Here is a 12,991-nt window from a genome sequence, read left to right as displayed (position 1 = left end):
AAACGGGCTTACACCGGCACGCTGTAGTGCTTATGCCAGATGTCCTGATAGCGCAACCATTCCTGTGCCCAACGCTCGTCAGACCAGCCCATTTCTTCTGCGCAAATTACGCGGATTCGTTCAGCGACCTGAGCACCGCCCTGCTCCAGCAACAGCCCGAGACGCGTACGACGCAGCATCAGATCATCCAGATGCTGAACACACTCGCGCGCAGCCGCCCAGCGCACTTCCGCCCATAATGTCCGGCTGCCGGGAATCACATCCAGCTCGTCACGCGCGGATAATTCAAGCAGCCCCTCAGCATCCATACCGAAATGGCCGCTGACGCGTTTTTGCAGGTAACCGGGTAATTGTTCAAAACGCGACGACACAATGTCAGCCGGCGTAAAAATCTGCGCCGAAAACTCGCCCACCGGATAACGGCGGATGTATTTGCGCGCGGCTTCCAGCACATCCAGTGCAATCAAACGGAATGTGGTTAACTTTCCGCCGCTGACGCTGACCAGCCCTTTGTCGTCCCACACACTGTGATCACGTTTTTCTTTGGATGGGTTCAGCGCACCCGACGAAACCAGAGGACGAACACCGGCCCAGCTCGAAATAATATCGCGCTCTTTAAGCTCACTTTTCGGAAATTGTACGCAGGCCACACGCAGCAAATACTCAAGTTCGGCACGGGTCATGGTGGCTTCGGTGTTGGTAATGCCGCCGTTGTCCAAATCGGTGGTGCCGATCACAGTGCGGCCTTCCCACGGAAAGATAAAAATCGGGCGTTTATCATCCGGATGCAGCACGGTGTAGGACTGCGCAACCGGCAGGCGCCAGTTCGGCACCACAATATGGCTGCCGCGCGCCGGGCGGATTTTTTTCTCTGCCATCATCTGACCGCGTAATTCATCGGCCCAGGCACCGGTCGCGTTAATGATCACATCCGCACGCACCGGAATAAGGTCTCCGCTCAGCGCGTCTTCCAGAACGGCGCCGGTGACCTGGCCATCGGTTTTAACCAGATTTTTAACGCCGAGATAATTCAGCACCACTGCCCCGTCTTTCTGGGCTTCGCGCAATACACGGACCACCAGACGGGCATCGTCTGTCACGGCATCCGCGAACTGAGTGCCGCCAATCAGATGATTGTCGTTGATGTAAGGGCTCAGAAAATCAAAGTCGTCGCGTTTAAAAAAGCGACGGTAGCGTTTACCGGCAAAGAAGTCGTAGACGCGCAGCAGCGTATTAAAAACAAACGGTCCCGGAAAACCGCCTTTGTAATGCGCCATTACATAGCCCATCTGATCGACAAGACCGGGGGCTTCTGTCATTAAACGTTCGCGTTCATGCACCGAATGCATGGTGGTTTTGATGTCGCCCTGAGCGATGTATCGCAGGCCACCGTGCACCATTTTTGATGAACGGCTGGACGTCCCCCAGGCAAAATCCTGACGTTCCACCAGCAGAACTTTCAGACCACGACGGGCGGCCTCACGTGCGATGCCGGCACCGGTAATACCGCCACCGGCAACCACGACATCCCAGTGTTCCGGCGTATTTTTTAAAGTCCGCAGTTGCTGCTCGCGCTGCCCCGGCGCCCATGCTGTCTGCCACATTATTCTTTTCTTTCCTGAGTGGTGAGAATGAGGCCTGAATCAGGCCTGCTGCTGTTCTTTCTGGCCGCTTACGGCCTGCTTTTTATTGTCGTTACTGCTGGCTACCGGTGCGTCCTCGAGCAATACGCCCGGATTCAGGCGACGGGCCGGATCAAAATCCTGCACCAGGGTATTGAGCATGCGCATGCCCAGCACGCCTTTTTCGGCAGGCAGGTACGGCGCATGGTCTTTGCCCACCCCGTGCTGATGCGAAATAGTGGCGCGGCCACGGGCAATCACCGACGACGCCTTGTGCTTAAGCTTGCGCCAGCGCTCCAGCGTTTCCTCATAAGTGCCGGCACAACGGAAGAAATACGTGGTGTAGATGCTGCAACCCTGAGAGTACATGTGCGACAGATGGGTAAATACCATCACCTCTTCGCCGTCGCTGCGCAGCGCGGTTTCCAGAGCGGTTTCGATATCGTCCAGCAAGGCGTCGACGTTGTCCCAGTCGGTCGCCGTTTCCAGCGTATCCACGGCAATACCACGGGCCCAGGTGGTTTCACGCAGGTAAGGGAATTTAAAGCGCCCATGCGACCAGATGCTGCCCATAATGTTGGCCAGCGGGCCGCCCACTCCACCGTGCGCTTTCAGCACAGAGCGGATTTGTTTGAGCGACGTTTTATTCTGATACGCCGTACCGGTAACACCAAAGGTCAGCATGCAACGTTCATCGCCCATGCCCATAAAGCGCAGGAAACGATCGAGCAATTTAAACTGGCTTTCTTTGGTGCCGAGATGCAGGTGCGCTTTTGCTTCTTTGGCATTGCTCACACGCATCATCGACATCGGCACTTTATTCTGCACCAGTTCGCGGACGGCTTTTTTGGCCACGCCCCAGTTAGGCATGAACATAACAAAGAATTTTTCTTCAGCGGCCAGACGCGTTACCCGCACTTTTACTTCGGTAAAAATGCCCAGACGCCCTTCACTGCCCATGGTGATTTCGCGAATATCCGGACCGGCCGACGACGCCGGAATGGTCGGAATATCAAGCGACCCCTGCAGGGTTTCCATACGGCCGCCGGCAAACATCTGCTCTATGCGGCCGTAGCGCAGCGACTGCTGTCCACTGGAGCGCGAGGCAATCCAACCGCCAACAGTCGACAATTCCCACGACTGCGGAAAATGGCCCAGCGTATAGCCACGGGCACGCAGCTGACTCTCCACCAGCGGGCCCGGTGTGCCGGCTCCGAAGGTGGCAATCTGACTTTCTTCGTTCAGCTCCAGCAGCTGGTTCATGCGGCCCATATCAATGGTCAGCACGGGGCGGCTGCCGGCGCCAGGCGTAATGTGGCCAGCCACTGAGGTACCACCGCCATAGGGAATGACGTTTACATCGTGGGCAACGGCGTAATCGAGTAATTCGCGCACCTGCGAACCGGTTTCCGGAAAGGCAACGCCGTCGGGAAATACACCGAAATCACCGCTGCGCATGGCCAGCCAATCGGGAAAACTCTGACCACGGGCGTGACGTACGCGTTCTTCGGCGTCGGTGACCACCAGCGGATGCTCAGGCAGACGTGAAGCCGGTACTTTTGCCATGACCGATTCGAGTGTGGCATCTTTCAGCGCACGGGTTTCACCAATAACGGAACGGATCAGACGCTCGCCATGCGCCGGTACTTCTTTGATATAACTATCATCACCCCAACCATTCCAGCGACGCGCCATGTGTATCCCTCAATACCGATTAGACCGAAAATAAACTGAGGGATAAGATAGCGCGAAGGTCAGTCCTAAGCACTGACTGTTTGAGACAGGCACGTAGCATTTAAAGCCAAAGCGCCGACGAATACAGTGCAGACGAATAACGATAACCACAAAGCCGAATGCTCATGACTTCCAAGGATCTGTTAGGTACCGCTTCTGCCAACGCCGTGCGCCAGTATCTGCGCGCCGGGCAGGATTATGGCATTGATCCCAACGACGCCCTGCTGGCCGCCGGACTGCCGGCCGGCATCGTCGACAACAGCGTCAGCCGCATTGACGGCCGCGGTTTTCAGACGCTGATCCGCTACCTGATTGAGCGCAGCCGCGACCCGTTATTCGGTCTGAAAAGTTCACGCTACGTGCAGCCCGGCTCGTACAGTCTGGTCGGCTATATGGCGATGAACTGCCGCACCGCCCGCGAAGCCCTGCACATCACCCCGGTTTATGAAGCCATCGTCGGCGACATGGGCGTGACGAAAATAGAAAAGTACGGTCCCCATCTGGCCATGCGCTGGGTGTGTCAGTACGACGACCCGGTGGTGCGCCCGCACATGATTGATAACGTACTGGGCAGCTGGCTGGTGTTTGCCCGCTGGCTGGCTGACATGCAGGATGGCAAACCCGAGCGCGTACTGTTTGAACGTCCGCAACCGTCGCCGTTATTGCTCAGCACCTATGAAGACATCTTTCAGGCGCCCCTGGAGTTCGGCTGCGAACGCAGTGCGCTGATTTTCCCCGAACCCATTCTCGACACCCCTCTGCGCCAGCCCGACCCGGCACTGCTGGCCACACTGGAACAACAAGCCTCAGCGGTCATGGCCGAGCTGCAACAGCGTCACCCGATTGTGATGCAAACGCGCTCGTTGCTGCGCGCCATGATGGAAGACGGTCTGCCACGACGCGATAAAGTCGCCGCCGAACTGGGCATGACCGAACGCACCCTGCAGCGTCGCCTGGACGAAGCCGGCACCGGCTACCAGCAATTGCTGGATGACCTGCGCCGCGAAGTGGCCACCGAATGGCTGCGGACCACTCAGATTCCGATCAACGACATCGCTGCCCGCCTGGGTTTCAGTGAAGCCCGCTCCTTCCATCGCCGCTTCAAAGCCTGGACCGGCAAAACCCCGGGCGAATATCGCGGCAAGTAACCCCCGTATTCCGTCGGACCATGGCACGAAATGCCTTCCGCCAGGTATTGAACACCGTTCAGAATCACCTTATATTGAACGACGTTCAAAATAAAACTGGAAACCCCCATGGCCCGACGACAGGATCACAGCCCGCAGGAACTGCAGGCATTGGTCGTTCAGCACGTTCTTAGCTGCCTGCAAAGCCAGCCCGTCAACACGCTCAGCCTGCGCCAGATTGCACGCGATGTCGGCTATTCGCCGGGCACGCTGATCAATCAATTCGGCAGCTACAACCTGCTGCTGCTGGCGGTGAATGCCGCCACCCTCGACCGCCTGTACCAGACGCTGCACGACGCGATGAGCAAGGCGCCCGATCATCGGGGCGCACTCAGCGCCGCCGCTTTACGTTATCTGCAATTTGCCAGGGACCAGCCCCACGCCTGGCGTCTGGTGTTTGAGCTGCGACTGACCGACGAAGAACCTCTGCCCGCCTGGCAGGATCTGCGCATCGGCGCGCTGTTTGCGCTGCTGGAAAATCGTCTGGCCGGACTCAAATCCGGCGCCCGCACGGACGACTGCCGCGAAGCCGCGCGCGTGTTGTGGGCCGGCGTTCAGGGCATCTGCCAGCTGACGCTGGACAATAAATTATTCATTCACGACAACAGCAACGGCGAACTGTTAATTGCCTCGCTGATGAATCACTATCTGACCTCCTGGGTCAGCTCATAAAGAAAGGAGTCCTGTTCATGAGCCAGCACAGTCAGTTTGCCCTGTTCCGCAGCCGGCGTTTTCTGCCCTACTTTATTACGCAGGCACTCGGTGCGTTTAACGACAATTTGTATAAAAACTCGCTGTTGTTATTAATTGCCTTCGGCGGCATTGCCGCGAAAGACGATTCTGCCCTGTACACCAATCTGGCGGCGGGCTTATTTATTCTGCCATTTTTTCTGTTTTCCCCGATCGCCGGTCAGATTGCGGACAAACTGGAAAAATCCCGCCTGATCCGCGCCGTCAAACTGTTGGAAGTGGTCATCATGATCATCGCCGCTGTGGGTATTCTTACCGACCAGATTCTGCTGATGATGACCCTGCTGTTTTTAATGGGCCTGCAATCGGCGCTGTTCGGACCCGTTAAATTTGCCCTGCTGCCGCAACAGTTGCACAAAGATGAACTGGTGGGCGGCAACGCGCTGGTTGAAATGGGCACCTTCCTCGCCATCCTTGGTGGCACAATTTGCGCCGGCTTATTATTCGATCTGGAACAGGCCCGCATCTGGATTGCCATCGGCGTCATCGGCTTTGCGCTGGCCGGCTATATCAGTAGCCGTTTTATTCCCGAAGCGGATGCCGGCGCACCGGATTTAACCATCAACTGGAATCCCCTGACCGAGCTGGTGAACACCCTGCGCAACGCCCGCAAAGATCGCGCCGTGTATTTATCCATCATGGCCATCAGTTGGTTCTGGTTTCTGGGCGCCAGTTATTTAACGCAGTTTCCGAATCTGGCGCGCGACCATCTGGGCGGCAACGCGCAAATTGTGACCCTACTGCTGACGCTGTTTTCTGTGGGCGTAGCCGCAGGCTCCCTGCTGTGTGAAAAATTATCCGGCCATAAAATCGAACTGGGCATTGTGCCGATCGGCTCGCTGGGCATGAGCATTTTCGGTATTGATCTGTATTTTGCCCTGAGCAGTCTGAGCATCAGTGCGGATATGAACGCGGCGGCGTTTATCAGCAACAGCGACCACTGGCGCATGATGGCCGATCTGGCGCTGGTGAGCGTGTTCGGCGGCTTGTATGTGGTGCCGCTGCAGGCGCTTATTCAGCAACGCAGCGACGAAAGCAGCCGTGCGCAAACCATCGCCGCCAATAACGTGATGAATTCCCTGTTTATGGTGGGCAGTGCGGTATTCGGCATTGTCGGTCTGGTGCTGATGAAATTGTCCATCGCCGAATATTTCTGCGTCATTGCCATCATGAATATTGTCGTGGCGCTGTACGTGTATTCTCAGGTACCGGAATTTGCGCTGCGCTTTGTGATCTGGATGCTGTCGCACACCCTGTACCGGGTTGAACACAAGGGCATGCTGAATATTCCGGAAGAAGGCCCTGTGGTGCTGGTGTGCAACCACGTCAGCTACGTCGACGCCCTGTTGATTGCCGGAGCCTGTCCCCGCCCGGTGCGCTTTGTGATGGACCGGGCCATATCGGAAATGCCGGGCATGAAATGGTTTTTCCGGCTGGCGAAAACCATCCCGATCTGCTCGCCAAAAGCCGATGCCGAGGTTTACGAAACGGCGTTCCGCCGCATCCGCGAAGAGCTGGCCGACGGTCAGGTGGTGTGTATTTTTCCGGAAGGCAAACTGACCAGAGACGGCGCCATCGACACCTTCAGGCCCGGCATTGAACGCATCATCGCCGAAACGCCGGTGCCTGTGATTCCGATGGCACTGGATGGTTTATGGGGCAGCTTCTTCAGCCATAAAGACGGGCTGGCGCTGACCAAAACGCCAAGAAGGTTCTGGTCACGGGTCAGCCTGAGCGTGGGTGTCCGTCAGGCACCGGATCAGATCAGCGCCGCCGGTCTTGAGACCGACGTCAGAAATCTGCTGGCCGCTCAGTCCTGAGCAGCCAGACGTGAGGTCAGTGAATCAAACACGCGCTGCGGGCTGATTTCACGGTAACAGGGCGGCTGAATGTCGCCCGCTTCATTTTTAAGGCAGGTTTTCGACAGGCACGGTGCGCAGTCGCTGTAGCCACTGCGGATCACCTCGACCTGCGGGCCGAGCACACCGGTCAGGGTTGAATCGGTGGCGCCGTAAATCGCAATCGACGGCACCTCAAGCGCCGCGACCACATGGGACAATCCGGTATCCACACCCACCACCGCCTCGGCACAGGCCAGATACGCGTTCAGGGCATTCAGGCCCATTTTCGGTAACACACTGACACCGGCCTGACCGTCGGCGATACGCCCGGCGCGCTCACGCTCTTCATCGTTGCCCCAGGGCAGCAAGACCTGACGTCCGGACGCCGCCACCAGCGCCGCCAATTCGCGCCAGTACGCTTCTGGCCAGAGCTTGGTAATCCAGGTAGTACCGTGCAGAAACACCCAGTAATCGCCGTCTACATCGGGGCGCGACCAGCGGCCACGATCCACACCGTAACTCAGCCCCTGCGGCACGGAATAACCCAGCACCTGAGCAAAGAGCTGACGCACGCGCGGAATCGCGTGCTCGCCTTTGGCGACGAACTGCGGATGCTGATAGGCCAGCGCCGCCAGGGGTTCGCGGGCACTGTGTTTATCCAGACCAAAACGCGGGCCGCGGGCCAGACGGGTAAACAAGGCGCTTTTAATAAGCCCCTGCGCATCCAGCACCACATCGTATTCGGTGGCACGCAGGGCCTCACGGAAGGCTTTCATTTCAGCGCGGTTGGTTTTATCGAACAGATTTTTGCGCCAGCGGCGCCAGGCCACCGGAATGACCTTTTTCACCGCCGGGTGCCAAGCCGGAATGTCCTTGAAGCCCTCTTCCACCACCCAGTCGATTTCCAGACCGGGAATGGCACGGTACGCGTCTTCCACCGCCGGCAGGGTATGGAACACGTCGCCCAGAGAAGAGGTTTTGATCAGCAGGACTTTCACAGCAGCACCTGAAACGTCGAAGTCAGAGAAAGAGGCCGAACTTTACCGGATTGGGCGTCCCGTTCAATAGCAGCGTCGGTATCTTGCGGTACCGATCACCGGCACAGGTCACCGGCAGATCGGCCCGATGTCAGAGCAGACGCCTGACAGGGGTGCAGGTTGACAACGCCTCCGGCCGGCGCAACCATGCCCGCCTTTTCATCGGGTGGACGGTCGTTGTGCTGAAATCGTGGAAATTCTGGGCCGGTATTCTGTTATTGGGCGGTCTGATCTGGCTGGTTGAGGATGCTTACGGCTGGCAGGCCGTGCTGGCCAGCTGGCAAAGCATTCCGCCATTGTCGCTGGCACTGGCGCTGGGCCTGATGCTGATCAGCTATCTGCTGCGCGCGGTGCGTTTCTACGACTTCTTCAACAGCAACTGTCAGGGCCATTTCAGCCGCCTGCTGCGCGTCACCGTGCTGCACAACTTCTTCAATAACATGCTGCCCATGCGCAGTGGCGAAACCGCCTTCCCGCTGCTGATGAAGCAGCACTTCGGCGTGCCTTACCGGCATTCTGGCCCGGCGCTGCTGTGGCTGCGCCTGCTGGATCTGTATGCCCTGCTGTTGCTGGCGGCGTTTTCCCTGCAGGACCGTTTCCCGGTGCCGGAATCGCTGCGCTACCCTGTGATGGCACTGCTGGCCATCGCACCGCTGGCGGTACTGCCGCTGCAGAACGCGGTGAACCGCTTCCTTGCCAACCACCCCAAAGGCTGGGCGAACAAAGCCGCCGAACTCATGCATGCCTTGCCGAAGTCGCCCTGGCCCTTCGTGCGCGCACTTTTCTGGACCCTGATTAACTGGGCGTTAAAAGTGGCGGTGTACGCCTGGTTGCTGAGTGAGCTGCTGAGCCAGTTCCAGCCAGTGCCCTTCACCCAGAGCTGGATGGGCGCCACCACAGGCGAGCTGTCGAGCGTGTTGCCTATTCACGGCGTGGCCGGCGCCGGTACCTACGAAGCCGGTATTCTGGCTGGTCTGCTGCCCTGGGGTATCGACAGCAAGCAAGCGCTGGGCGCCGCGGTAAACCTGCATTTATTCGTGCTGGGAACTACCCTGCTGCTGACGGCTCTGATCACCCTGCTCACCCAGCGCCATCGCCATGCGCGGGTCAGCGCAGACTGAGCCGGCCCGCGCCGCAGTCTTTGTACACTGTGTTGCAGGCGCAGCCTGACAGCCCTGTTATTTTCCTGACACACCCTTTTGGGTATGATCGCGGTTCTTTTTTCGCCGGACGTTTGTGGGTCCGGCTATTCCAGCTACAGAGTGGTACTGACCTTGACTGAGTCCAAAGCAACCGAACAACGTATGCCGTCGCTGTCCGTCGTTATTCCGATGTTCAACGAAATCGAGAACGTAGGCCCAATGGTGGCCCGGGTCCATGAAGGCCTGACTGGTTACAACGGTGACTGGGAATTACTGGTTGTGGACGATGGCAGTACCGATGGCACGCCGAAAGCACTGCACAAAGAAGCGGAAAAATACGGCACGCACGTGCGCGTGGTCGAACTGCGCCGCAACTTCGGTCAGACCGCTGCCATGCAGGCCGGTATCGACGAAGCCCGTGGCTACCTGATCGCCACCCTCGACGGCGACCTGCAGAACGATCCGGCCGACATTCCGCGCATGGTTGCTCACCTGCTGGAAAACGACCTGGACCTGCTGACCGGCTGGCGTAAAAACCGTAAGGACGATCTGGTGCTGCGTAAGATTCCGTCACGCATCGCCAACCGTCTGATCGGTAAAATCACCGGCGTGCGCATCAACGACTACGGCTGCTCGCTGAAAATCTACAAAGCGTCTGTGATCAAACAAGTGCGCCTGTACGGTGAAATGCACCGCTTTATTCCGGCCTGGGTTGCGGCCGTGGTACCACCAAGCCGTATCGGCGAAATCGTTGTGGCTCACAACGCCCGCGTGGCCGGTCAGTCGAAATACGGTATATCCCGCACCTTCCGCGTGATTCTCGACCTGCTGTCGGTGTACTTCTTCATGCGCTACCGCGCCCGTCCGGGTCACTTCTTCGGCTCCATCGGTCTGGCGCTGGGCTCGGTCGGCGGCCTGCTGCTGACCTATCTGGCGTTTGTGAAATTCATTCTGGGTGACGACATTGGCAACCGCCCGCTGTTCCTGATTGCGGTGGTGATGGTGATCGCCGCCCTGCAATTCCTGACCACTGGCGTGCTGTCAGAACTGATTTCCCGTACCTACTTTGAATCTTCACAACGTCAGCAGTACGTGATCTACCGCCCGACGGAAGAAAAAGGGGAAGAAGTAGAAGCGGGCTGGAAAGCCGGTCAGGCGAAGGCTTCTGTCACCACGGCCAGCGACGACTCCGCTGACCATGCCGGTTAATCTGCAATGGAAAGTGCCGGGGCTGAATGTCCCCGGCTGGCTGTTAGCGGTCATCGCCGCCTTCTTCTTCGTTAACCTTAACGGTTATCTGCTGTTCGACCATGACGAGGGCGCCTTCAGTGAGGCCACCCGCGGCATGTTCGAGCGCAACGACTTCATCACCACCTGGCTCAACGACCGGGTGCGCTTTGATAAACCCATTCTGATTTACTGGCTGCAGGCCGCGTCCATCAATGTATTCGGCACTGAGGTATGGGCTTTCCGTCTGCCATCGGCTCTTGCGGGCCTCGGCTGGACGCTGGCGATCTTCAGCTTCACCCGCCGCTTCGTCGACGAAAAGACCGCCACAGTCGCCGCGCTCATGGCCTGTTCCGCACTGGGCATCAACATGATCGCCCACGTCGCCACCGCCGACGCCCTGCTGAACGCCATTCTGGCTACCACCTTGCTGCTGATGTACGGCTACAGCCAGAAACCTCAGACCCGCCTGCTGGTTGCGATTTACGCCCTGATGGCGCTTGGCGTACTGACCAAAGGCCCGGTCGCCGTCGCCGTGCCATTAATGGTCGCCGCGCTGTTTTATCTGAGCCATGGTTTGCACCGTGAATTCCTGAAAGCGATTTTCTTTATTCCCGGCTGGGTGCTGTTTGTGGCCATCGCCGCCCCCTGGTACCTCCTTGAATATCAGGCACAGGGGCAGGCGTTTATTGACGGCTTCTTCCTCAAGCACAACGTCAACCGCTTCAATAATGCGATGGAAGGTCACGACGGCGGCTTCCTCTTCTACCCGCTGGTGCTGCCCTTTGTGCTGGCGCCCTTCGGTGGTCTGCTGATCCGCATGCTGCCGTCGGTGAAGAACCTGAAACCAGGCCGCGACGCCCTCGACGCCTATCTGTGGATCTGGTTCCTGGTGGTGCTGATTCTGTTCAGTCTGGCCAGCACCAAGTTGCCGCATTACATCCTGTACGGCTGCTCGCCGCTGGTGATTCTGATGGCGCGTTACCGTCACTGGCTGCACAGCCGTCTGCTGGCGCTGGTATTCCCGGCCCTGCTGTTTGGCGTGGCCATTGCCTTCCCGCTGCTGCTGCCAACCGCCGAGCAACGCCTGACCAATCCGATTGAAATTGCCGTGGCCCAGCGCGCTGCCGATTACTTCAATCAGGACTTCAGCATCGTCGCTGCTGTCGCTGGCCTGATCAGTCTGGCGCTGATTCTGTGGCGCCGCATCAGTCCCTGGTTTGCGCTGATTCTGGTGGCCGGCATTCAGACCCTGTTCGTCTGGTTTGTGTTTGTGCCGGCCTTCAGCGAAGCCCAGCAGCGACCGGTATGGGACGCCGCACAGTTTGCCAAACGTCTGGATGAGCCTGTGTATACCCAGTCGATCGATATGCCGAGCTTTAACGTGTATCTGGACAAAGTGACTCAACGCCGCGATCTGCAGATCGGCGAAGTGGGCTTTGGCCGTGAAGACCGCCTGCAACGCGATACCGAACGCTACGGCATTCACTACGACGTACTGTTCCAGTCGGGTCCGATTCAGATCGTGCGTCGTGTAGCCGATGCCCTGCCCGCTGACGACGATGCAGAAGCGGCAGACAACGGCCAGACACCATGACCGATTCGCGTCCGCTGATACTCATCGTACTGGCTGCATTGGCCAGTATGGCGGCATTACTGGTGTGGCTGAATGGCAGCAACACCGGCCTGTTTCTGACCCTGAATCAGGCCGGCGCGCAGCTGCCGGATGCGCTCTGGACCAACCTCACCCTGGTGGCCGACACCCTGTTTGCCATCGCCGTGCTGCTGATTGCCGGCAGCTATCGCCCTCAGATGCTGAATCAGGCGCTGGTGCTCCTGCTGCTGGGCACCCTGGTGGTACACGGATTCAAAAACGGACTGGACGTACTGCGCCCGGCGGGCGTGCTTGACCGCGACAGCTTCCGCATCATCGGACAAGTGCTGAAAAGTCACAGCTTCCCCTCTGGGCATTCGTTCACGGCCTTAAGCTGTGCCGGCTTGTTGTTCCTGAACCTGAACAACCGCCTGACGGGAGGCGCTGTTTTGCTGCTTGGCGCGCTGGCCGCCCTGAGCCGGATTATGGTCGGCGCCCACTGGCCGCTGGATGTACTGGTGGGTGGCGCCGCAGGCCTTCTGCTGGCAGTGATCAGCGTGGCTCTGGTTTCGCGCATCGCGTGGTTGCAGGCGAATGGCCTGAAGTTCTTCACTGCGATTCTGCTGACGCTGGCCAGCGCCGCACTGAGCGTTCACCAGGACGGCTATCCCCATACTGACGCACTGGCCGTGGGCATGAGCCTGCTGGCACTGGGCATCGCCATGCAACGCATCTGGCGGCCGTTTGTGCGCCTGTGTGCTGAGGCGTTCCGCCGCTGAGCCGGCCGGATTCCCGATATGGCTTTACGGGCCAATATTGAACCTCAGGCAACACTGCCAACAAAAAAGGCCTCGGAT

Annotated in this window: 10 protein-coding genes; 7 read left to right on the top strand and 3 right to left on the bottom strand. The window is 58.5% G+C overall.

What is annotated here, in order from left to right:
• Positions 1–8: 8 nt before the first annotated feature.
• Together ACQUQU_RS05640 and ACQUQU_RS05635 are read right to left on the bottom strand one after the other, a co-directional pair.
• Positions 9–1,604 (bottom strand): glycerol-3-phosphate dehydrogenase/oxidase, encoded by a 1,596-nt coding sequence (locus ACQUQU_RS05640; RefSeq protein WP_430462273.1) that lies wholly within the window; start codon positions 1,602–1,604, stop codon positions 9–11.
• Positions 1,605–1,643: 39 nt separating this feature from the next.
• Complete coding sequence (locus ACQUQU_RS05635) at positions 1,644–3,317, bottom strand: FAD-binding oxidoreductase (RefSeq protein ID WP_430462272.1); 1,674 nt, start codon at positions 3,315–3,317, stop codon at positions 1,644–1,646.
• Between the two features lie 164 nt (positions 3,318–3,481).
• On the opposite strand from ACQUQU_RS05635, the gene ACQUQU_RS05630 reads away from it, so the two are divergent.
• The 3 genes from ACQUQU_RS05630 (at position 3,482) to ACQUQU_RS05620 (ending at position 7,113) form a co-directional block, all read left to right on the top strand.
• Positions 3,482–4,504, top strand: coding sequence for an AraC family transcriptional regulator (locus tag ACQUQU_RS05630; RefSeq protein WP_430462271.1), 1,023 nt, complete (start codon positions 3,482–3,484; stop codon positions 4,502–4,504).
• A gap of 108 nt (positions 4,505–4,612) precedes the next feature.
• The gene (locus tag ACQUQU_RS05625) at positions 4,613–5,215 is read left to right on the top strand and encodes a TetR/AcrR family transcriptional regulator (protein WP_430462270.1); all 603 of its coding nucleotides are present in this window, start codon (positions 4,613–4,615) and stop codon (positions 5,213–5,215) included.
• 17 nt (positions 5,216–5,232) lie between these two features.
• Positions 5,233–7,113: an MFS transporter gene (locus ACQUQU_RS05620; RefSeq protein ID WP_430462269.1), complete on the top strand. Its 1,881-nt coding sequence runs from the start codon at positions 5,233–5,235 to the stop codon at positions 7,111–7,113.
• Here ACQUQU_RS05620 and waaC read toward each other — a convergent pair.
• On the bottom strand, positions 7,104–8,132 hold the full coding sequence (waaC, locus tag ACQUQU_RS05615) for a lipopolysaccharide heptosyltransferase I (protein WP_430462268.1): 1,029 nt from the start codon (positions 8,130–8,132) through the stop codon (positions 7,104–7,106). The two genes, ACQUQU_RS05620 and waaC, sit on opposite strands and share 10 nt — an antisense overlap.
• A gap of 218 nt (positions 8,133–8,350) precedes the next feature.
• Between waaC and ACQUQU_RS05610 the strand changes: the two genes are divergently transcribed.
• The 4 genes from ACQUQU_RS05610 (at position 8,351) to ACQUQU_RS05595 (ending at position 12,913) form a co-directional block, all read left to right on the top strand.
• Positions 8,351–9,292: a lysylphosphatidylglycerol synthase transmembrane domain-containing protein gene (locus tag ACQUQU_RS05610; RefSeq protein ID WP_430462267.1), complete on the top strand. Its 942-nt coding sequence runs from the start codon at positions 8,351–8,353 to the stop codon at positions 9,290–9,292.
• Between the two features lie 153 nt (positions 9,293–9,445).
• Complete coding sequence (locus ACQUQU_RS05605) at positions 9,446–10,522, top strand: glycosyltransferase family 2 protein (RefSeq protein WP_430462266.1); 1,077 nt, start codon at positions 9,446–9,448, stop codon at positions 10,520–10,522.
• Positions 10,512–12,137 (top strand): ArnT family glycosyltransferase, encoded by a 1,626-nt coding sequence (locus tag ACQUQU_RS05600; protein WP_430462265.1) that lies wholly within the window; start codon positions 10,512–10,514, stop codon positions 12,135–12,137. Before ACQUQU_RS05605 ends, ACQUQU_RS05600 begins: the two co-directional genes overlap by 11 nt.
• On the top strand, positions 12,134–12,913 hold the full coding sequence (locus ACQUQU_RS05595; RefSeq protein WP_430462264.1) for a phosphatase PAP2 family protein: 780 nt from the start codon (positions 12,134–12,136) through the stop codon (positions 12,911–12,913). Before ACQUQU_RS05600 ends, ACQUQU_RS05595 begins: the two co-directional genes overlap by 4 nt.
• Positions 12,914–12,991: the final 78 nt, after the last annotated feature.

The sequence above is a fragment of the Thalassolituus sp. LLYu03 genome (genome assembly GCF_050507655.1).
Classification (GTDB): domain Bacteria; phylum Pseudomonadota; class Gammaproteobacteria; order Pseudomonadales; family Oceanobacteraceae; genus Venatoribacter.
Note: the sequence above shows the minus strand (reverse complement) of the source record. Positions and strands in the feature narration are given on the sequence as shown.

What these genes read in the sequence shown, in the direction of transcription:
- ACQUQU_RS05640 (WP_430462273.1), bottom strand. Translation starts at nt 1,604, where the DNA reads ATGTGGCAGACAGCATGGGCGCCGGGGCAGCGCGAGCAGCAACTGCGG.
- ACQUQU_RS05635 (WP_430462272.1), bottom strand. Translation starts at nt 3,317, where the DNA reads ATGGCGCGTCGCTGGAATGGTTGGGGTGATGATAGTTATATCAAAGAA.
- ACQUQU_RS05630 (WP_430462271.1), top strand. Translation starts at nt 3,482, where the DNA reads ATGACTTCCAAGGATCTGTTAGGTACCGCTTCTGCCAACGCCGTGCGC.
- ACQUQU_RS05625 (WP_430462270.1), top strand. Translation starts at nt 4,613, where the DNA reads ATGGCCCGACGACAGGATCACAGCCCGCAGGAACTGCAGGCATTGGTC.
- ACQUQU_RS05620 (WP_430462269.1), top strand. Translation starts at nt 5,233, where the DNA reads ATGAGCCAGCACAGTCAGTTTGCCCTGTTCCGCAGCCGGCGTTTTCTG.
- ACQUQU_RS05600 (WP_430462265.1), top strand. Translation starts at nt 10,512, where the DNA reads ATGCCGGTTAATCTGCAATGGAAAGTGCCGGGGCTGAATGTCCCCGGC.
- ACQUQU_RS05595 (WP_430462264.1), top strand. Translation starts at nt 12,134, where the DNA reads ATGACCGATTCGCGTCCGCTGATACTCATCGTACTGGCTGCATTGGCC.